This window comes from Bradyrhizobium sp. USDA 4472 (assembly GCF_054058595.1).
Genome location: NZ_JBSSAM010000001.1, coordinates 5,264,926 through 5,285,009 on the forward strand (window position 1 = coordinate 5,264,926; position 20,084 = coordinate 5,285,009).

The window sequence follows — 20,084 nt, forward strand, 5'->3', positions numbered from 1 at the left end:
ACCTTGCGCAAAATGGGCACATAATGGCGCGACATACTTGGGTATAAATCACACTTTGAAAGTTTTTTCGCCATTTTTGCTCTTTAGCCAGCCGACCTAGCAGTTGGGGGGCAAATCCAAATCCCACTGCTTTGGAATCCGCTCGCAGTCCGAGACTGTGATGCGTTGGAATCCGCTCGCGGTCCGAGACAGCGATGCGTTGGAATCTGCTCGCGACCTGAGGTTGCGAGCACGTGGTATGTCGCGCGCCTTCACGATGCGCGGCAGTGGAATTCCGTTGTCACGAAAAGACTCTCTAAGTCTGCAAATAGAACGAAAGGGTACGTATGTCGTTCAACCTGTCATCCACTCCGTTCTCGTCGACCTCTGCTTGGAACCAGCAGGTCCCGACCGGAGCAACCTATACCTCGCTCAACTGGCCCGCCTCGACCGGATGGAACTACGACGTGGGCTGGGGCAACGTGCCAGTCTACGTCGCCTCGTCGTCGGACCCCGTCGTGCAGGTGTCTGTTCCCGCCAGCTGGGGATGGCCAGGCGGGACCGTTAGCGTCCACGTTCCGGTCGGGGCGACCGGCGGGACCCCAACCGACTCCTCGATCGTTATCGTCGACGGCGACAACGTCTATAATTTCTGGCGGTTCAACCGCACCAGCAACACGACCGCGACCGCCCAGTCGTATGGCGAGGCAAACGCCGTGACGGACACCGGTTGGGGCACCGCCGGGAAGGGCGCAGGCATCCTTGCAGTCGGTGCGAGCGAGCTGGGCGGGATGCTGATCAAGGCGCAGACGGACACGGGCACCATCGATCATGCCCTGCAGCTTGCGGTCGACGGCTCGCTCTTGAAGCCAGGCTACGTCTCCCCCGCTATCGCCACCGACGGCAACAGTTCCAGCGGCATAATGCAGGAAGGCGAGCTTCTGGCCATTGCGCCCGGAACGCCAATGCCCTCCGGCCTTTCCACGCTCGGTCAGGAAGTGTTCCACGCCCTCCAGCAATATGGCGCCTACGTCATCGATACTGGAGGCACCCAGACCGCCATTCGCACCCAGGCGAACGCCTATGACTCGGCGACAATGAACGCGCTCCGTCTGGACATGAATTCGGTCCTTCCAATGCTCAAGGCCGTGAGCGGCGGCACGCCGACACCGTCTGGCAGCACCTCGCCCACCACCCCAGCGGTCACACCGGCGGTGACGCAAGCCACCGCTTCCCCGGCCACGGGCATCGAACAGGCAGGAAACACGATCACCCTGTCGCTCGGCTTCAACGAGGCCGTGTCGGTGACGGGCACGCCGACGCTTTCGCTCAACGACGGCAATACCGCCACCTATGTTGGTGGTTCGGGCACGAGCACGCTCACCTTCAAAACGACTGTCGCGGCGACCGACACCAACACCTCGGCGCTCGCCATCACCGGCGTCAACCTTCCGAGTGGCGCGAGCATCAAGGATGCTTCCGGTGTCGCAGCGAGCCTGTCGGGCGCGGTGAAGACCTTCGCCGGTCTCCAGATCGATCCGATCTCGCCGGCGGTGACGCAGGCCACGGCCTCTCCGGGCACTGGCACCGAGCACGTCGGTGACGCGATCACGCTGACACTCGGCTTCAATGAGGCGGTTACGGTGACGGGTACGCCGACGCTGTCGCTCAATGACGGCGGCACGGCCACTTATTCCGGTGGTTCGGGCACGGGCACGCTCACCTTCAAAACGACTGTCGCGTCGACCAACACCAGCACTTCGGCGCTTGCCATCACCGGGGTCAATCTTCCGAGCGGTGCGGCCATCAAGGACGCCAGCGGTGTCGCTGCGAACCTTGCCGGCGCGGTGAAAACGTTCCCCGGTCTGCAGGTCGACCCGACGTCGACGACACCCACGACACCCACGACACCGACGACACCCTCGTCACCCACGACGCCGTCCACCCCGTCGTCGACCACGCCGGTTCTCACCATTGCGAATAACTCGCTCACGGTGGCCGGCAGAGGCGGCACAGTCGATCTCGGTGCCAAGGTGACGACGACCGATTCAAACGATCTCGTGACCGTGAACATCACGGGGTTGCCGAAATATGAATCGATCACTGACAAGCTCGACGGCAAAACGTTCGGTGGAAATAACATCACGCTGACGGCCGCGCAGGTCGACAGCGGATTGGAGCTGACCTCGAACTATCGCGGCGGCGGCCATCCGGTTGCGACACTTACCCTGACGGCAAGTGCGAAGGATCCGTCAACCGGCGCAGTTTCGACGGCTTCGCCGCAGACCATCACCGTGATCGATCCTCGACCCACGGCCGCCACGACCACCACCTCGTCGCCCGACCTCCAGCACCACGTCGCGACGGATCATCAGCATGCTGCTACCGCCACGACGGCCGTGACGCCGACGTCGTCACAGACGGTCGGCTCCGCGGTTCATCACCACCATCACCACCACATCGCGACGGGTCATCAGCATGCTGATCCCACCACGACGGCGGTGACTCGGACCTCGCCACACACGATCGACCCTGCGGTTCATCCGCAGGAGACCGCTGCGAACACGGGGTCCTTGGCAAACCGGGCCTTTGCGCTGCTCCAACAGCATTTTGATCCGGGTACCAGCACTCTGGCGACGACCGCGCCGCAGTCGATTGCTGTGGCGGATCATCCGGCTGCGACGGGCATGGCGTCCTTGGCAAGCCAGAGTTTCGCGCTGCTGAACCAGTATCTGGCCGGCCACACCGGCCAGGTGGATGCCGGTCAGATCGTGTCGGCTGTGTCGCAGGCGATCGGTTTGGGTCACGAACCATTGCTGGCCCGACCGCAACATTAATGCCGGCCCGCACCCAGGCTCAGTGCCTGGGTGCGGCACCGTCGATCTCAGTGAATGCATGAGAAGGAACCACGTACGCGGTCGGTAGCCGCGAAAGGTTGAGTAAAAAATGGCGATCCAGAATGGAAATGCCCACGCCGCGGATCTCGGGTTTCGATCCCTGGCTCTGTTCCTGCGCCTTCACGGCGTCAACGCCGAGCCCGACCAGCTCCGCTCTCGCTGTGGCGAGAGCGCAATCGGCATCCAGGCGATGCTGCGATGCGCCCGCGATTTCGGGCTGAAGGTCGGTTCGCGCACGACACATTGGAAGCAGCTTGCAGGCATCCGCCTGCCCGGAATCGCAGCGCTGCGTGATGGCGGATTTCTGCTGCTCGGGAAGATTGAGGACGATGCCGCGCTTGTGCTGCATCCGACCTCGCCGCATCCGAAGTTGATGCCGCGTGCGGAATTCGAGGAAATCTGGGACGGCCGATTGATCCTGACCGGATCTCAGGGCCTGGCCGCTCGGGCACATCATGCCTTTGCCGGTCTGATTGCGCGCGGGCGTGATCTGGTTGGCAAGGCCGGTGACGCCCTGACGCGTGCCTATTCCGCCGATCGTCGCGACATGCCCGTCCATGAGGCGGGTCCTGAGCCTGAGAGCGGCGATCAGTCGGGGCTCATTGCGGTGGCGATCTTGCTGCGTTGCCATGGCATTGCGGCCGACCCGGAGCAAATCCGGCATCGCATGGGGGCGTCGCGGGTCGGTGTGACCGAAATCCTGCGTTGTACCAGGGAGTACGGGCTCAAGGCTCGTGCACAGCGATCGAGCTGGAACAGGCTTTCCGTCACGCCGCTGCCCGCAATTGCCGTGCTGCGCGACGGCGGCTTCCTGATCCTCGGCAAGGTCATCGACGACAAGCTTCTTGTTCAGCGCCCATTGTCCCCCCGCCCGGAATCCATGACCCAGGCTGAGCTCGAGCTCATCTGGGACGGCGACATCATCTTGATGACCCGCCGCGCCGCGCTGACGGATCTCTCCCGGCGTTTCGACATCAGCTGGTTTCTCGGTGCGGTCCACAAGTATCGCCGTCTTCTCGGCGAAGTGCTGATCGCGTCGTTCTTCCTTCAAGTCTTTGCGCTGGTCGCCCCGCTGTTCTTCCAGGTGGTCATCGACAAGGTGCTCGTGCATCGAAGCATCAGCACGCTCGACGTCCTGGTTGCGGGCCTCGTCGCGTTGAGCTTGTTCGAGACCGTTCTCGGCACGTTGCGCGTCCATCTGTTCGCGCACACGACGAACCGCATAGACGTCGAGCTCGGCGCCCGGCTATTTCGTCACCTGATGGCGTTGCCCATCGCATATTTCCAGACACGCCGCGTTGGCGATTCCGTCGCACGCGTTCGCGAGCTCGAGAACATCCGCCAGTTCCTGACGAGCTCGGCGCTCACGCTCGTCGTCGATCTCTTGTTCACCGTCGTCTTCCTGGCGGTCATGTTCTACTATTCGACGACGTTGACGCTGATCGTCGTGGCATCGTTCCCGTTCTACATCGGAATTTCCGTCGGGGCCGCGCCGCTGTTTCGCCGGCGCCTCGATGAGAAGTTCAATCGTGGCTCGGAGAATCAGGCCTTCCTGGTCGAGAGCGTGACAGGGGTCGAGACGCTGAAGGCGATGGCGGTCGAACCGCAAATGCAACGCCGCTGGGAGGAGCAACTCGCCGGCTATGTCGGTGCGAGCTTCCGCGTGCTCAGCCTGAACAATACGGCGAGTCAAGCGGTTCAGATGATCAACAAGCTGGTCACCGCCGCGACGCTCTACTTCGGCGCGAGGCTCGTGATCGGCGGCGACTTGACGGTCGGCGAGCTGGTCGCGTTCAACATGCTGGCGGGGCGGGTGAGCATGCCGGTGCTTCGGCTCGCGCAGATCTGGCAGGATTTCCATCAGGCCCGCCTGTCGGTCGATCGTCTCGGGGACATTCTCAACACCATTCCCGAGCCAAGCTTCAGTTCGGCCCGCGCCGCGCTGCCGCCCATCCGCGGCAAGGTCACGTTCGAGCATGTAACCTTCCGCTATCGCGCTGACGGACCCGAAGTGCTCCATGACGTATCCTTCGGCATCGAGCCCGGCCAGGTCGTTGGTGTCGTGGGCTCTTCGGGCTCGGGCAAGAGCACCATCGGCAAGCTGATCCAGCGTCTCTACGTGCCGGAGAGCGGACGCGTGCTGGTTGACGGCGTCGACCTCGCGATGGTCGACCTGACCTGGCTTCGGCGTCAGATCGGCGTGGTTTTGCAGGAGAACGTGCTCTTCAATCGCTCGATTCGCGAGAACATTGCACTCGCCGACCCGACCATGCCCATGGAGCGCGTCATCGAGGCAGCGTCACTCGCCGGCGCTCACGACTTCATCCTGGAGCTGCCCGAGGGTTATGACACCATCGTTGGCGAACGCGGCAGCAGTTTATCGGGCGGACAGCGACAGCGTGTCGCGATCGCTCGCGCACTCATTACCAACCCGCGCATCCTTATCCTCGACGAGGCGACCAGTGCGCTCGATTACGAGAGCGAGCGCGCTATCCAGCAGAACATGAAAAGGATTGCCGCTGGCCGGACAGTATTCGTCATCGCTCATCGACTGTCGACCGTCCGCAATGCGAACCGGATCATCACTCTCGAGCATGGCCGCATCGTCGAAGACGGCAGCCATGATGAGCTGATCCGCTCGAACGGGCGCTACGCCAACCTCCACTATCTGCAGGCCGGTATCCATGACGTCCGCTAGCCGAAATATCGTTACGTTTCCCAGAGCCGAGGTTCGACGGCGCGAGCAGGAGATTGCGTTTCTGCCCGCGGCGCTCGAGATCACCGAATCGCCGCCGTCACCGATCGGTCGCGCGATCGGGGCGAGCATCATCGCGATCTTTTGCGTCGCACTGCTGTGGGCATCATTCGGCAGCGTCGATATCGTTGCCACTGCGACGGGCAAGATCGTGCCCGGCGGGCGCACCAAGCTGATCCAGCCGTTCGAGACGGGCGTTGTTCGCGCCATCCACGTACGCGACGGACAGAGCGTCAAGGCCGGCGACGTTCTGATTGAGCTCGACCCGACGATGACGGAAGCCGATCAGGAACGCCAGAGAAGCGATCTCGTTGCGGCCGAACTCGAGGTTGCGCGGCTGCGCGCTGCACTCACCGACGATCCGCTTGCCGCCTTCCGAGCACCGCAGGACGCGAGCGCCGCGGAGATCGAGATGCATCGGCAGTTTCTGATCAGCCAGCGCGCCGAGCAGAGCGCGAAGCTCGCCGAGATCGAGCGCCAGCAAGGTCAGAAGGAAGCGGAGCGGGCGACCACGTCGGCGAGCGTGGCGAAGCTCCAGGCGACCATACCGGTGCTCCAGGAGCGGGTCGACATTCGCAAGGGTCTCGTCGACAAGGCCCTGGCTTCGAAAGTTGTCTATCTCTCCGAGTATCAGGAGCTGGTCGGTCTTCAGCAGGATCTGGTCCTCCAGCAGAGCAGGCTCCGCGAAGCTGATGCCGCCATCGCCTTGCTGAAGGAAACGAAACAAAAGACTGCCGCGGAGTATCGGCGTGCAACCTATGACGCACTTGCGAAAGCCGAGCAGAAGGCCGCGAACGCTGCGCAGGAAGTAGTCAAGGCGGAACGGCGCACGAAGCTTCAGCATTTGACTGCGCCGGTCGACGGCGTCGTGCAACAGCTCGCCGTTCACACGGTGGGAGGCGTGGTGACGCCGGCGCAGGCACTGGCCGTCGTGGTTCCGAGCGAGAGTCAGCTCGAGATCGAGGCCATGCTCTCGAACCGCGACATCGGTTTCGTCCATCCCGGACAGAAGGCGGAGATCAAGGTCGATACGTTCAATTTCACGCGCTATGGGCTGCTGCACGGGGACGTGCTCAGCGTATCGACCGACGCCATCACGCGGGACAGGCAGGGCGGATCGAACGACCGCGCGCCCGGCACAGCGCAAGGCAGCAGCGAGCCGAAGGGCCAGGAACTGGAATATGCGGCGCGCATTTCCCTCGACCGCACGCACATGCAGGTGGAGGACAAGCTCGTCAAGCTCGGCCCGGGCATGGCGGTAACGGTTGAGGTCAAGACCGGCGCGCGCAGGATTATCAGCTACCTTCTCTCACCCCTGGCGAGATACAAGCAGGAGGCGCTGCGGGAGCGATAGACGGAAGCGGAGCACCGGAGCGTTGCGCGCAACCTGCCGATGTCGAATCGCTTGAACTACTTCTCCCGACCGGCTGGCGCGCCTCGGGACCGAAATGGATCATGCGATCGAGGCCGAGCATCGACAGCATCGCCGTAGCGCCCGCTGCCGCATCGTCGTCCGCGCGGCCATGGCTTGGGGGCACCGCCATCGGCCGCGCTCACCGTCCCGACCATTTCACTTCGATGGGTCGGACCGTTGAGGAACGTCCAGTGCTTTCAACCCGTATTTGCTTAGCGCGGACACGCCCGCCAGCATCGATGGCGGGCAATGAGGGTGAAGGCCAATGACCTTCACCCCGAACTCGTAAGGCGCGCCGGCCGCGTCTTTGCCGATGCGTCAGATTGAAGACCTGGTCGGACCACATCCGGAATAGCTCGCTCGATCGCGTCATCTTGCGCGCTTTCGCTGGCGAGAATTTCCGAAAGATCGCGCAGTATTCCAATAGCTATGCCAAGAAGTGCCCCGACAATGATCGCTGCTCCAAGCACAATTCTGGCTTTTGGCGAACTGGCGCTCAAGGGAGGCGAAGCCCCCGTGATGAAACTCGCCTCAAACACCGGCGAGGATTGTTGTTGCGTGGCCTCCGTCTTGCGCAGCACGTGACGAAAATTGTCATAGGCGGCTTTGGATGATTCGGCAGCTGCTGCCAGCTTGTCCATAGTCGCGGCGGAATCCGCTGCATCTTTCCCAGTTCTACTATAATCATCGAATGCCTTTTGGGCAGCCGCTGCCTGGGTGCTCAAATCATTCAATCGATCCTTAACCCATGAATCATCCTGCAAGCCGGCATTGTCCATTTGACGGGAAATATACTTTTCCGCGACAGCGTTTAGAATCTGCGCCGCTCGATTGGGATCTCGGGAGTCGAAAGTAATCTCGACAAGATACGTCGGGCCGAGACGCTTGGCCGAAAGCTTGCGTTGGAATGATTCCACGACATAGCGGGCGGCATTAGCTTCCGTATCCGGATTGCTCCAGCCAAGCAGACGGGATATCGACCTGGTCATCGTGCGCAAGAGGCTGGCTTGGTCCGCGAATTCCGGGTCTTGAGCAAGGCCGAGCTTTCCGATCACAGCGCTAGCGATGCTGTCAGACTTTATGATCCTGATCTGACTTTCCACGACCGTTGACACCGACGTAGGGTCGATCGCTTTCGAGTCGACGACGAGTTCCGCCTTCGCAGTGAACGTCGGGACCGCGGTGACGAGATAAAGTATAGCAATGCCAAGCGCTGCGAGAGATGTCAGCGATATGGCCCTGAGATGCCGTCGTATGAAGGTTAGCACTTCCACCAGGGACACGGACGGTGCCGGACGAGGCATATTATCCCGATTGTCCGTTCTATTGGTCTGCATCATTTTCGTACCAGCGCTGTCAGTTGAGGCTTCGCGACGGTGCCCGTGTTGAATATGTGCCGCGATTTACCAAGGGGACGTCGGTCGGCAGCAGACGAAGTCGCACGAGAGAACTAAACGACCACTACCGACGCTTGTTGAGGCCGCTCTGCCGCCGTCGACCAAATGTGCTGGAAAGTTTGTAGAGACCGGCAGATTGGTGAAGAACGCATAGCCCATGGCACTCTACCACCCAGTCGCTCGTGTCGACTGAATCAGTACATTACAGCTCGCTGGATGGGAATTGGCGATAAATAGGTAACTCGGCCTCCTGCAGAGGAAGCGCGGGGCTCGGTGACAATTATCGTTGGCCGCCGCTCTGATTGGCCGCTTACGCGAGGCGAGAGCCTTGAAAAGCCAAGAGCAGCGTTTTGGTCCGGCCACGCGGCCTCCCGGTCAACGCGACATGACATGCAGGTTCGAGGATGGGCCGAGGCTCGGCGGTGACGGTCGAGATCGAGACCGGCGCACGCAGGATCATCAGCCACCGTCGCCCCCGCTGGGCAAGGTACAAAGCAGCAGGCGCTGCGGGCGCGATAAACAGCGGGCTCCGCAGCCCTGCGCCTGGGCCTCGTCAGCCCGAGGAGAGTGTCCGGCGATCACGCCTGCTACTCGCGCCGGGGTAGCAGGGCAGATCGTGCGAAGCACCCGGTGTCGAGATGTCCACGAACATGTCGCGGCGTTACTTTCGCGCGACGTCAGAGGTTTGAAGACCCCCTGGGCGTTTCAACAACCCTGCATCTACTTGCAGAGCCGTACGGCTGCGGCAGGCGATCGAACTCCGGCCTTGCGAAGTAGGCCGTCGATAGGCGGTACCGCGGCGTGACCAGCGTTGGGAACCAATGGAGCCGGCTCCTCGAGTTGCTTCATTTCGGAGATCACCTCGAGGGTCTTCGCGATTCCTCTGCCCGCATCCACGGCTGAGGGGATGCGACCGTCCATCGCTCGTATCCGCGAGCCATGGTTCATTCCCCAGATCGCCGCTTGTGTCCGGTTCTGGACCCGGATCTTCCGCAGGATCGCCTTGACGTGAACCTTCACGGTTGCCTCGGCGATGTTGATCTTCCTGGCAATGCACTTGTTGGAATCGCCTTCGATGAGGCAGGATAGGATTGCGTTTTCTCGAGGAGAGAGCTGCGGCAAGATCGCGTCCTCCGCAACGGCGAGGATGGCGTGTTCGCATTCGCCGGGCTCCGCCGTTTCGCGTTCGCGACTGGCATCAAGGGCGAATGACAGGAATGCAGGTGGAAAGACGGTCTCGCCCATTGTCACGAGCTCGACCGACTTGATGAAAGCGTCGCATGAATTGACGTTGACAAAGTAGCCGTTGGCGCCTGCTCGAAATGCCGAGGCGAGGTCGACTGGCCGATAATTGTCCGAAACGATCGCAATGCGAGCGTCCGGATAGCGATCTTTCACAAATCCGATTTGCGCTATCGTGAGATTGAACCCGTCGCCCGTATGGACGATAAGGAACATCAATTTCTCTGCTTGAAGTGAGTGCGGCAATTCCTCGGGGCTCGACACCGAGACCGGGATGTGAAAATTCGCCGCGTGCAAGATTTTAGCAATGCCTTCTCTAATCAAAACGTTCTTTCCAATAAGAACGGTCTCGCAAGAATGCCGCCTCCTCATTTTACCCTCCAGCCTACTACGCAATGACACAACAGCGATGGGCGGTTAAACTCAATCTGGTTTCTTTGGTTTCTCGATGGACGAATTAGCCCTTGTTGTTCGTTTGGTCGTTCTCCCTCCGGTTCTGGTCTTCAGAAATATGGAGTTACCTCGATCGCGATGCTCTTTTTTGTTTTGTCCGACCACGTCGGTGGAAATCGAATAATTAATGTTGAGTAAACTTTTTTGAATGTTAGATGCGAATTTCAGATCGCCCTATATATCGTTCGTTATAGGCGGTAGGCATCGTTAACCCGTGCAAGTACGGTGCAGAAAAGCACCTTATGGCGCAGCCTCTGGGTGAATTAGATGACGATGTTCATTTGAAGGTGAAAAACCTGACGATGTTTTTGTTCGTCGATGCGACGTTTGCGCGAACACATCCTGCGAGTGTGTCAAAGGGGGCGCATATCGATCTGGGATAGAGGAATATCGAAGGCCTGCACGGTGACGTTACCGCTGTTGCCCGGACTGGCTCGGCATAAAGGCTGGCGTGCCGCGGCCTGATTGCCGGGTTCTTACGGGCTTTCGAATCGCGAATTGATGGGGCGAGAGTCGGGAAGCGAGCAGAGCAGCGTGCCTGATGACTCTAAGTATTGCCCTGCCACATCGACAATTGTTGTATTAATGGAAATTTCGGGTGAGTCTCCTAAGAGTAGGTGAAATAGCGAAAGGGTGTGCAGAGTTTATGTTTTGGGAGGCGATAGGCTGAGGAGCGCCCAATGCGACGTATTAGTGTAGTCATTGCAGACCGGCATCCGGTCGTCTTGCGCGGAATGAGCAGTGTGCTCGGTGCCGCATCCGATTTCAGCATCGTCGCTTCTTGTAGCGACGCGGCGAGCTGCATCGAGGCGATCCGGGGCCTGGCGCCCGATATCGCGATTGTCGATCCCGCGATGCCTGAGCTTGCCGCCGCGAAAATTCTTTCGACCGTGAATTCAGAAAATCGTTCGACACATGTGGTGTTTTTCGCTGCGAGTGAGGATTGCGAGCTGGTGCTCGCGGCGACGCCGGTGACCTGCAGTATCATCCTCAGAGACTCCGATCCCGAGGCGCTGGTGCAGTCGCTCCGGCTGATCGCCAACGGTCACAACGTGCTGCCGTCCACCCCATCAGAATCGATCGTGTCGCACGAGCAGGGCGCAAATTTGGAGAATGGGCTGACGACGCTGACGGAACGCGAGCGTCAGATCATGCGTCTGGTCTCCGAAGGATTGTCGAACAAGGAAATCGGGCGGCGGCTGAACATTGCCGACGGCACCATCAAGGTGCACCTTCACAACATCTTTCAAAAGCTTGAAATCAGCAATCGGACGGTGCTCGCGGCCCTTGCCATCTCGCAGCATGATCGCGCCACGGCCGCGCGGGAGAAACCTCCGCACTCCGGATTGAGTCCGACGAATGGTGATCGCTGAGAAGGTCTGCATGCACCACCATTCTTCGCCGAAGCTGCGATGGGCGCTATTGGAAGCGCCGGCCCCGGCGGGAAGGGCCCAGGCTCGGCAGCGATGCGGGTGGGCGCGCCGACACGACCGATCCGGGCAATCTGCCGTTTTGGGACGTGATCCTGATACCTGCGCAGTGTCGTAGCCTTCAGATCAGCATCGGCGGGCCAGCGATGCAGCTGTATCCGTCGCCGGCGCCGCCCCCGGTCAGGCTGGACGAGCAGCTTCAGGGGGCCCTGAAGATCAAGCGCTGCTTGATTGGCTAGGCCAATGTCGGGAAAGCTAAATGGGTAGTCCGTCCGGACTGGCGGTTGATCCAGAATTGCAGCCAAGACGGCGGGAAGAAAGTGCAATTATTCGTCATCTGCAGCTCTGGGTTCATGGCGGTTCGTCCGTTGTCAGGTAGAACAAGTCGCGGGTAACCAACGGCATCCAGATGCAGACGTAAAGGTGTGCCGACTGCACTCGGCACATCTGGAGCGGCGGCCCTGGCCCTTTCCTGCCCTGCCCCCCAAGTGGCCAGGGCCGTCTCCGTAGTCGGCCCTGCCAACAGGACTGAGACTCTGTGGTTGAAAGCGAGTGTGCGGACCCATCTTGATGTCCCTTCAGTTTCACCGTGCCGTTGAGGACATGGAAATTTGGAGCGCGGCCCGCGACGGCTTTTCCTTTGTGATCACGTATGAGACCCCTGCTGGTGCCGGCTTTCATGGACGCGCCGGGTATGTGGCGTCGTGGCGGCCGCTCTATCGAGGGAACGGCGCGATCAGGATTGCCGGTTCGGCGTTTGCGACGTTCGCGGAAGCGGAGAAGGCCTGCGCTACGATGCTCGAGTATTTGAACGGGCTGTCGCTGAAATGATCTGCAGGGCCCGGAGTCGAGATCGAGTGGTTTTGAGCCGAGGGGAGGGTCTGCAAAATCGCAACCGGCACCGAGTGGCCGGACGACTCGCAGGATCTGCCAGTTAACGAGCTGTGCTGAATCATGCCCGCCGGCGACACAATGGCGCATCGGAAATCCTGCGATTCTTGGACTCCTGCCCGAGATACGGGCGCAGCGCGATGATGTCAGGCGGGGACATTCTCGTAGGCTCTGACAAACTCTCCGACGGTAGACGGGAAAGCTGCGTCCTCGGCGACTGTGAATGGATCGATACCGAGCTCGTCCTCGAGCCGCGCAACCAGGATGGCGAATGCCAGCGAATCGAACCCGGTTTCGTTCAGCGACAGATCGTCCTCAAGCGGCGGAAGCGTGACCTTCTGTTCGTCGGCGATCAGCGTCATCACGGAGAAGATCTTCGACTTGACTGACATGGTATACCTCACATCTCGGTTTTCCGAGCCGATGCTAGAGCCTGATTTCGCCCGCAATGATGCGCGCGTAGACCGCACGGTCGATCGAACGATAGTCGCCGCTTACCGGATCGCGCAGGAACAGCGGATCGTCCGTCACCGAAGGATCAAACCCCTCGCGGATAAGGCGCTGCTTGTTCTGCTTGAAAGTGTCGGTCGCTTCGAGCGCCCGGCACAACCTGACGAAGGTTGGGACTGCATAGCGCGGGAGCCGATACGAAAGATGTTCTCTGAAGATCCCGAAATCGAAACGGCGGTCCACCACCAGTGCCGCCATGCCGGCGCGGCCATCGACCCCCGACACGGCAACTCCATAGGTCGAGGCATCGAGAACGCCGGGGCAGTCCCTTATTGCGTCGTTCACTTCGCTGGTCGCGACGTTTTCGCCCTTCCAGCGGAAGGTGTCGCCGAGGCGGTCGACGAAGTGGAAATAGCCCTGCTCATCGCGCAGCATCAGATCACCAGTGCGGAACCATGCATCGCCTTCAGCAAAGACGTCGCGCAGAATCTTTTTCGCGGTTTCGGCCTGATCGGTGTAACCTTCGAAAGGTACGCCGTCGCGACCAGCACTGCCGATATGCCCGACAGCCTCGCCGGTCTCGCCAGGGGCGCAGGCGATGCAGAGCCCGGCGTCGCTGCGGAGCGGATTGCCGCTGTCGGCGTCCACCTTGACGATCGCGGCAGGAAAGCGATGCGCCAGCACCGGTGGTATCCGGCCGATCGCACCGGGTTTTCCTTCGACGTTGAACAGGGAAAAATTGCCTTCCGTCGCGGCATAGAATTCGAGGATCTGCGGAATCGCGAACCGGCTGGCGAACACCTCCCAGATGTCGCCGCGCAATCCGTTACCGACAGCCAGTCGCAGTCCGTGTCGCGGGTCTCGCTCGGACGCCGGCGCCTTCAGCAGATAGCGGCAGAGCTCGCCAATATATTGGAAGATGGTGCAGTCGAAACGCTCGATATCGTCCCAAAAGCTGCTTGCGGAAAATTTCTCCGCGATCACGACCGAACCACCAGCGCAGAGCATGCTGCAGGGAGCTGCGACGCCACCAACGGAGTGATGGAGCGGCAGGCTATCGTAGAGACGGTCGTCGGTGGATGCGTCCGTCAGCCCTGCGAACCATCCCCCCCAGGTCAGTATCCGGCGATGACTGACATTCGCCGCTTTCGGTAGTCCCGTGGTGCCAGATGTGTAGATGAGGAGCGCGCGTCCGTCGATCGTGACGTCGCCACGTTCGGCGGAGGTCAGCGGACGTGCCTCGAGGGCGACGAGCGCCTTGTCCAGATCGCTTTCGTCGCCCGTGCCGAGGGTCCAACGTTGCGGCACGCGGTCCAGGTGCGGACGTGCGCTCTCAAACGCATTCACGCAATCGGAAGCCAGAATGAGGTGATCGGCCTGCGCGACGTCGATGCAGTGAGCCAGGGACCGGCCGACCAGTCTCGTATTGATCAGCGCCACGGTTGCTCCGACGCTGCTGATGCCGAGCCAGCAGGCGAGGTAGTCCGGCCGGTTCGGCATCAGCAGACAGACGGTGCGGCCGGCGCGAAGGTCAAGATCCCGCGCCCAGCGAGCATACCGGTTGATCCGGGCGGCGAGTTCGCCATAGGTGAAGGATTGGCCATCCGAGAGCAAGGCAAGTCGGTCGGGCTGACGCTGTGCCCATTCTTCCACGACGTCGGCGAATAACCGATGCGGCTGGTCTTCGAGCCGCGCGGTTAGTGCGATGCCTTGCAGCCAGGTGTTGGCAGTAGAGCGCCTGCGCGGCGGAGCGGCGCCCCCGGTGGCCCGCGGGATCACGGCTGTCTTCACGATGTGATCATGCGGTTTGGTTGGATCGGCGTCCGTGCGCAGCCAAGCTGGTTGAGGATCATCCGCTCCATCGTCTTCACGGATTGAAAATTCTCGGGCGTGATTTCGAGTTGGGGAAGGATGAGATCGAACTCTGCTTCAACCTTGAGCATCAGCTCGACCATGCCCATCGAGCTCAGCCCGATATCCACCAAGCGCGACTCCGGATGGACATCGGCGGTGATTGCGTTCTGCTGGAGGACGCTTCTGACGACGGATAGAACGCGTTTCTGAACGTTGACGACAGAGTCGTGCATTTCACTTGGCCTCTCGCCGTGGTCGAGCGTGATCACAATCGGCAACGACGATACCCAACTGCTCCTCTGGTCAATAGCTCTGCTTCGGAGGTACCTCGCCCGGGAGTGATAGCTCCTTGACACCCACTTCTGCGCCAACGACGCAGCAAGGGAAGTGGGCTAGCAGTTTGGGCGGGATCTGTCCCGACCCGGTTCGCGTCGTCCATCGATGAAAAAGGGAGGCTTTGGCGCATGAGTGTGCAGGAGGTCAAGCGTCGCGATTTCGCAACGGAAGTCGGCCGAGCAGCTTTCTGTCCCGACAGTTCCTCGTTCGGAGAACGGCTCGCGAATGTCGCAGAGGTCGCTGCGACGGAGGCCGAGGCGGTCGATCGCGAGGCGCGCTTCCCGCGGAAGGCGATCGATGCGGCGCGCAGGGAGAGACTTCTCGGCGCTCAGATACCGATCGAGTTCGGTGGGGACGGTGCGTCTATCTCCGAGGTGGCCGATATGTGTTACGGGCTCGGCCGTGCGTGCGCCTCCGCCGGGATGATCTTCGCGATGCATCAGACCAAGATCGCGTGCCTGGTCCGCCACGGCGCGGGCAGCGGCTGGCATGAAAGCCTCATGCGCCGTGTGGCTGCCGAACAGCTGCTGCTGGCATCATCGACCACGGAAGGCCAGAACGGCGGAAACATACGCTTCAGCTCGGCCGCAGTTGAGCGCGCTGATACCGAGATTTCGCTGGTGCGCGACGCGACGGTGATTTCGTACGGGGCCGAGGCGGACGGCATCGTCACTGTTGCGCGCCGCTCCGACTCCTCAGCCGGATCCGATCAGGTGCTGCTCGCCATCACCCGCGACGACTATACGCTGGAGCCCACTCTCGCATGGGAGACGCTTGGCATGCGCGGAACCTGCAGCGCCGGGTTCAAGTTGAATTTCAGGGGCGCCGCCGACCGGATATTCCCCGTGCCATACGAAAGGATTCATGCGCAGACGATGACACCCGTCGCCCACCTGTGCTGGTCCTCGGTCTGGGCGGGCATCGCGGCTGCGGCGGTGGATCGAGCGCAGCTCTTCATCCGCAAGGCCGCCCGCGGGGCGGGCGGCAATATGCCTCCCGGGGCGGCGCATTTCACCGCCGCCAAAATGACACTGACGAAACTGCGCGCCGTCATCACTGCGAATCTCCAGTTCTATGAATCTCGCGAACGGGACGAGCGCGCGCTGTCGTCCGTCGACTTCCAGTCCTCGATCAATCTTCTCAAGGTGGAGGCGTCCGAGCTCGCCGTCGCCGCCGTTATGCACGCAATGCGCGCCTGCGGCCTGTCCGGTTACCGCAACGACACCGACGTAAGTATCGGCCGCCACCTGCGCGACGTGCTGTCCGCCCCGATCATGATCAACAACGATCGCATCCTCGCCAGCATCGGCACCGCCACGCTGATGAGCAGCGTCCCGGAGGCCCTGCGCGATTGAATTTCTCCCAAAGGAATGGACTGATGAACCTGAGCATTGTCGAAGCACCGGCGGACTCCACTCCGTCTCCCGCCGATCCGTTGGACCATCTCGCTGACACGCTGTTCCATGAGATGGGATCCCCCGGCGTCTATGGCCGCACCGCGCTCTATGAAGATGTCGTGGAGCGAATTGGGGCGGTGATCTCGCGGAATCGAGACCAGAACACTGAGGTGATGCGCTTCCCCCCCGTCATGAACCGTGCCCAGCTCGAAAGGTCGGGCTATCTGAAGAGCTTTCCCAACCTCCTCGGCTGCGTCTGCGGTTTGCACGGCACGGCAAGCGAGATCGACGCGGTGCTCAACCGCTTCGATGCCGGCGGCGACTGGACCGCGTCGCTGTCAGCGGCCGATCTCGTTCTGTCGCCGGCCGCATGCTACCCGGTCTATCCGATCGCGGCGAGCCGAGGTCCGGTGCCGGCTGGCGGCTGGAGTTTCGACGTGGCGGCCGATTGTTTCCGTCGCGAGCCCTCCCGCCATCTCGACCGGCTGCAGTCCTTCAGAATGCGCGAATTCGTCTGTATCGGCAGCCCCGATCATGTCTCGTCGTTCCGGGAGCGCTGGATGATACGCGCCCAGGAGATCGCCCGGGATCTCGGACTGACCTTCAAGGTCGACTATGCGAACGACCCCTTCTTCGGCCGTGTCGGTCAGATGATGGCGGTGAGCCAAAAGCAGCAGTCGCTGAAGTTCGAGTTGCTGGTGCCGCTACGCTCCGAGCAGCGACCGACCGCATGCATGAGCTTCAACTACCACCGAGATCATTTCGGCACCGCTTGGGGCATTGTCGATGCAGCCTCCGAGCCGGCCCACACCGCCTGCGTGGCCTTCGGAATGGACCGTCTCGCCGTCGCCATGTTCCATACGCACGGCAAAGACGTTGCCCAGTGGCCGATCGCGGTGCGGGACCTTCTGGGATTCGCGCAGACCCGCCGCGGGGGACCTTCGGTGTCCGGGGAGCTCTGATGCGCGACGGAAGTCGGGAGCTGGCCCGGCAGGGAAAGGCCGAAGGGCAAGCCTTCATGAGAAGAGAGACTCTCGCCGTCCACGGCGGCTTCGAAAATGATCCGGCAACGAAGGCCGTCGCCGTGCCGATCTACCAGACGGCCTCGTATGCATTCGACAGTGCCGACCATGGAGCCGCGCTCTTCAATCTCGAAGCGGACGGATTCCGCTACACCAGGATCGGCAATCCGACCAACGCCGTGCTGGAGAGGCGCGTTGCCGCCCTGGAAGGAGGCATCGAGGCCCTCAGCGTGGCCTGTGGTCAGGCCGCGGTGAACTATGCGGTGGTCAACATCGCGGAGATGGGCACCAATATCGTCTCGGTCCCGCAGCTGTACGGCACCACGCATACGTTGTTCGCGCACATCCTGCCGAGGCAGGGCATTGCGGTGAGGTTTTCGGAGGATGACCGGCCGGAGAGCGTAGAAAGACTGATCGACGACGATACGAGGGCGGTGTTCTGCGAAAGCGTCGGGAATCCGGCCGGAAACGTCTGCGACATTGAAGCGATGGCCGGAGTCGCGCACAAGTACGGCGTCCCGCTGATCGTCGACAACACGGTGCCGACACCGATTCTGCTCCGGCCAATCGAGTATGGCGCAGATATCGTCGTGGAGTCGCTGACGAAATTCATGGGCGGGCACGGCACCACGCTCGGTGGAATTATCATCGACAGCGGCAGGTTCCCATGGGCGGAGCACCGCCGGCGCTTCCCGATGATGAACGAGCCGGAGAAATCCTACCACGGGCTGGTTTTCACCGAGCGCTACGGGGCCGCCGCCTACATTGCGCGTTGCCGCGCCGTCTCCCAGCGGACCACCGGCGCCGTCCTGGCGCCGATGAACGCTTTCCTTCTGCTCCAGGGCATTGAGACAGTCGCGCTCCGCGTCGAGCGGCACGTCGAAAACGGCGAAAAGGTCGCGAGGTTCTTGCGAGACGACCGCCGAGTCGCGTGGGTGAACTATGCGGGCTTTCACGACAGCCCCTATCACGCACTGACGCAGAAGTATCTAGGTGGCCTGGCGTGCTCGTTGCTGACCTTTGGCGTGGCTGGAGGCTTCGAGGCGGGCAAGCGGTTTTACGACGCGCTGAAGCTCAGCAAGCGGCTGGTCAATATCGGCGACGCGAAAACACTCGCCTGTCATCCCGCGTCGACGACGCACCGGCAAATGTCGCCCGGAGAACAGGACAAAGCCGGCGTGCGGCCGGAGATGATCAGGCTCAGCGTCGGAATCGAGCACATCGACGACATCATCGCGGATCTCGATCAGGCCCTCTGTGCTGCGAATTGATGTGTCGTGAACCATGAAGGCATTCGCATGACTGTCTTGATCGACATCGATTCGCACGAACATCACCTCTTCTCGCGAGCGCCGAGTGCAGGCCCCTATGCGACGGCATTACCGGGAAACCGGGTGGAGTGCCTCGACATCGCGGTCATCAACAACATGTCGGATGCTGCCTTGATGTCGACCGAGCGCCAGCTGTTCGATCTCATCAATGCGGCGGCCGGACGGCTTTTCGTCAGGCTGCATTTCTATACGATGGCGGCGACCCCCCGTTCGGAATGGGGCCGCGATTACGTGCGGCGATACTATCGTGGCATCGACGATCTGCTGAACAGGCGCCTCGATGGCGTGATCGTCACCGGCGCGGAACCCAGGGCCGCCAGCCTGACGGAAGAGCCATATTGGGCGACGTTCGCAGCGATCGCCGACTGGGCCGCGGAGAATACCGTGTCGTCGGTGTTTTCCTGCCTGGCCGTGCATGCGGCCGTCCTGCACATGGACGGCGTTGCGCGTCACAAGCTGCCCAATAAATGTTTCGGTGTCTTCGCTCAAACAAAGACGAGACATCATCCGTTGCTGCAGGATGTGCCGAAGACATTCAGAATACCGCATGCCCGGTGGAACGAGGTGGAGGAGGGGGATCTCGCGAACAGCGGATATTCGGTTCTCACCTGGTCGGCCGAGGCCGGGGTCGACTGCTTCGTCAAGCAGCAGAGGAATAGCCTTTTCGTTCATTTCCAGGGTCACCCGGAATACGAAACCCAGAGCCTGTTGGGCGAATATAGGAGAGATATGGGGCGCTTCCTCCGGGAAGAGAATGACGTCTGTCCGACGATACCGAAGGGTTACTTCAGCGATGAAGCGGAAGAGATACAGATCGCCTTCCGACAGAAAGCCCTTTCCGACAGACACCCAGAGCTTTTCGCCGACTTTCCGGTCGATCCAGTGGCCAAGGACCTGATCAACGTCTGGCATCTGCCGGCCAAGCGCCTATACCGCAACTGGTTACTGTACCTGGTCTCGCACCGAGCGGGACGATCAAAGCCGTTGGGAGCGCGAGAAGCAGCTCTCTCAGCAACCGGGAGTCCGGCGCGTCGCCATGGACGCAAGTTGGCTGCCGCCCGATCTGCTCGCCTGGCGCGCTCGTCCAACCTGATGACCAGCAAACGGCTTGGACGTCATGAGTGAGGGGTCGAGCCATGATCCGTCGCTCCCGACGCCAACGGACGCATGAAGGCCCTGGTCGAGCTCTACAGGGAACGCCGTAAACACTTCAAGGGTCCGCATTGCCCCCGGCTT

Annotated in this window: 14 protein-coding genes; 9 read left to right on the forward strand and 5 right to left on the reverse strand. The window is 61.4% G+C overall.

Going from position 1 to position 20,084, the window contains the following annotated elements; all coding sequences use genetic code 11:
- Nucleotides 1-326: 326 nt before the first annotated feature.
- From ACVWZ4_RS24445 to ACVWZ4_RS24455, 3 genes are all read left to right on the forward strand, one after another.
- Nucleotides 327-2,816 carry a hypothetical protein gene (locus tag ACVWZ4_RS24445; protein WP_456763706.1) on the forward strand — a complete coding sequence of 830 codons (2,490 nt, stop codon included), beginning with the start codon at nucleotides 327-329 and terminating at the stop codon, nucleotides 2,814-2,816.
- 109 nt (nucleotides 2,817-2,925) lie between these two features.
- Nucleotides 2,926-5,574, forward strand: a complete 2,649-nt coding sequence (locus ACVWZ4_RS24450; RefSeq protein WP_456741388.1) for a type I secretion system permease/ATPase — start codon at nucleotides 2,926-2,928, stop codon at nucleotides 5,572-5,574.
- Nucleotides 5,561-6,985: an HlyD family type I secretion periplasmic adaptor subunit gene (locus ACVWZ4_RS24455; protein ID WP_456704462.1), complete on the forward strand. Its 1,425-nt coding sequence runs from the start codon at nucleotides 5,561-5,563 to the stop codon at nucleotides 6,983-6,985. The genes ACVWZ4_RS24450 and ACVWZ4_RS24455 overlap by 14 nt, the downstream gene beginning before the upstream one ends.
- Before the next feature lie 332 nt (nucleotides 6,986-7,317).
- Here the strand turns inward: ACVWZ4_RS24455 and ACVWZ4_RS24460 are convergent, their stop codons facing one another.
- Nucleotides 7,318-8,385 carry a Wzz/FepE/Etk N-terminal domain-containing protein gene (locus tag ACVWZ4_RS24460; protein ID WP_456704461.1) on the reverse strand — a complete coding sequence of 356 codons (1,068 nt, stop codon included), beginning with the start codon at nucleotides 8,383-8,385 and terminating at the stop codon, nucleotides 7,318-7,320.
- Between the two features lie 777 nt (nucleotides 8,386-9,162).
- Entirely contained in the window at nucleotides 9,163-10,056 is an 894-nt protein-coding gene (locus ACVWZ4_RS24465) for a LuxR C-terminal-related transcriptional regulator (protein WP_456704460.1), read from the reverse strand.
- Nucleotides 10,057-10,871: 815 nt separating this feature from the next.
- Between ACVWZ4_RS24465 and ACVWZ4_RS24470 the strand changes: the two genes are divergently transcribed.
- Together ACVWZ4_RS24470 and ACVWZ4_RS24475 are read left to right on the forward strand one after the other, a co-directional pair.
- On the forward strand, nucleotides 10,872-11,510 hold the full coding sequence (locus ACVWZ4_RS24470; RefSeq protein ID WP_456704459.1) for a LuxR C-terminal-related transcriptional regulator: 639 nt from the start codon (nucleotides 10,872-10,874) through the stop codon (nucleotides 11,508-11,510).
- A gap of 627 nt (nucleotides 11,511-12,137) precedes the next feature.
- Nucleotides 12,138-12,398, forward strand: a complete 261-nt coding sequence (locus ACVWZ4_RS24475) for a hypothetical protein (protein WP_456704458.1) — start codon at nucleotides 12,138-12,140, stop codon at nucleotides 12,396-12,398.
- 206 nt (nucleotides 12,399-12,604) lie between these two features.
- Here ACVWZ4_RS24475 and ACVWZ4_RS24480 read toward each other — a convergent pair whose 3' ends face one another.
- The 3 genes from ACVWZ4_RS24480 to ACVWZ4_RS24490 are packed head-to-tail and all read right to left on the reverse strand — an operon-like array spanning nucleotide 12,605 to nucleotide 14,995.
- Nucleotides 12,605-12,850, reverse strand: a complete 246-nt coding sequence (locus tag ACVWZ4_RS24480) for an acyl carrier protein (protein ID WP_456704457.1) — start codon at nucleotides 12,848-12,850, stop codon at nucleotides 12,605-12,607.
- A 34-nt stretch (nucleotides 12,851-12,884) separates the two neighbouring features.
- Nucleotides 12,885-14,699 (reverse strand): long-chain-acyl-CoA synthetase, encoded by a 1,815-nt coding sequence (locus ACVWZ4_RS24485; RefSeq protein ID WP_456741389.1) that lies wholly within the window; start codon nucleotides 14,697-14,699, stop codon nucleotides 12,885-12,887.
- The gene (locus ACVWZ4_RS24490; protein WP_456705328.1) at nucleotides 14,696-14,995 is read right to left on the reverse strand and encodes a phosphopantetheine-binding protein; all 300 of its coding nucleotides are present in this window, start codon (nucleotides 14,993-14,995) and stop codon (nucleotides 14,696-14,698) included. The genes ACVWZ4_RS24485 and ACVWZ4_RS24490 overlap by 4 nt, the downstream gene beginning before the upstream one ends.
- A 231-nt stretch (nucleotides 14,996-15,226) precedes the next feature.
- Here ACVWZ4_RS24490 and ACVWZ4_RS24495 point away from each other — a divergent pair, with 231 nt between their 5' ends.
- Genes ACVWZ4_RS24495 through metA form a run of 4 tightly spaced genes read left to right on the forward strand, consistent with a single transcriptional unit; the run spans nucleotide 15,227 to nucleotide 19,973 of the window.
- A complete protein-coding gene (locus ACVWZ4_RS24495) occupies nucleotides 15,227-16,453 on the forward strand; it encodes an acyl-CoA dehydrogenase family protein (protein ID WP_456735634.1) in 1,227 nt (408 codons plus the stop codon).
- 23 nt (nucleotides 16,454-16,476) lie between these two features.
- Entirely contained in the window at nucleotides 16,477-17,457 is a 981-nt protein-coding gene (locus ACVWZ4_RS24500; RefSeq protein ID WP_456704454.1) for an amino acid--[acyl-carrier-protein] ligase, read from the forward strand.
- A 56-nt stretch (nucleotides 17,458-17,513) separates the two neighbouring features.
- Nucleotides 17,514-18,788: an O-acetylhomoserine aminocarboxypropyltransferase/cysteine synthase family protein gene (locus tag ACVWZ4_RS24505; protein ID WP_456738193.1), complete on the forward strand. Its 1,275-nt coding sequence runs from the start codon at nucleotides 17,514-17,516 to the stop codon at nucleotides 18,786-18,788.
- A gap of 27 nt (nucleotides 18,789-18,815) precedes the next feature.
- Nucleotides 18,816-19,973 (forward strand): homoserine O-succinyltransferase MetA, encoded by a 1,158-nt coding sequence (gene metA, locus ACVWZ4_RS24510; protein WP_456704453.1) that lies wholly within the window; start codon nucleotides 18,816-18,818, stop codon nucleotides 19,971-19,973.
- The last annotated feature ends 111 nt before the right edge of the window (nucleotides 19,974-20,084 follow it).

Coding starts and splice junctions, on each gene's coding strand:
- ACVWZ4_RS24460 (WP_456704461.1), bottom strand. CDS start 8,385: ATGATGCAGACCAATAGAACGGACAATCGGGATAATATGCCTCGTCCG.
- ACVWZ4_RS24455 (WP_456704462.1), top strand. CDS start 5,561: ATGACGTCCGCTAGCCGAAATATCGTTACGTTTCCCAGAGCCGAGGTT.
- ACVWZ4_RS24475 (WP_456704458.1), top strand. CDS start 12,138: ATGTCCCTTCAGTTTCACCGTGCCGTTGAGGACATGGAAATTTGGAGC.
- ACVWZ4_RS24465 (WP_456704460.1), bottom strand. CDS start 10,056: ATGAGGAGGCGGCATTCTTGCGAGACCGTTCTTATTGGAAAGAACGTT.
- ACVWZ4_RS24450 (WP_456741388.1), top strand. CDS start 2,926: ATGGCGATCCAGAATGGAAATGCCCACGCCGCGGATCTCGGGTTTCGA.
- ACVWZ4_RS24505 (WP_456738193.1), top strand. CDS start 17,514: ATGAGAAGAGAGACTCTCGCCGTCCACGGCGGCTTCGAAAATGATCCG.
- metA (WP_456704453.1), top strand. CDS start 18,816: ATGACTGTCTTGATCGACATCGATTCGCACGAACATCACCTCTTCTCG.
- ACVWZ4_RS24470 (WP_456704459.1), top strand. CDS start 10,872: ATGAGCAGTGTGCTCGGTGCCGCATCCGATTTCAGCATCGTCGCTTCT.
- ACVWZ4_RS24480 (WP_456704457.1), bottom strand. CDS start 12,850: ATGTCAGTCAAGTCGAAGATCTTCTCCGTGATGACGCTGATCGCCGAC.
- ACVWZ4_RS24490 (WP_456705328.1), bottom strand. CDS start 14,995: ATGCACGACTCTGTCGTCAACGTTCAGAAACGCGTTCTATCCGTCGTC.
- ACVWZ4_RS24445 (WP_456763706.1), top strand. CDS start 327: ATGTCGTTCAACCTGTCATCCACTCCGTTCTCGTCGACCTCTGCTTGG.
- ACVWZ4_RS24495 (WP_456735634.1), top strand. CDS start 15,227: ATGAGTGTGCAGGAGGTCAAGCGTCGCGATTTCGCAACGGAAGTCGGC.
- ACVWZ4_RS24500 (WP_456704454.1), top strand. CDS start 16,477: ATGAACCTGAGCATTGTCGAAGCACCGGCGGACTCCACTCCGTCTCCC.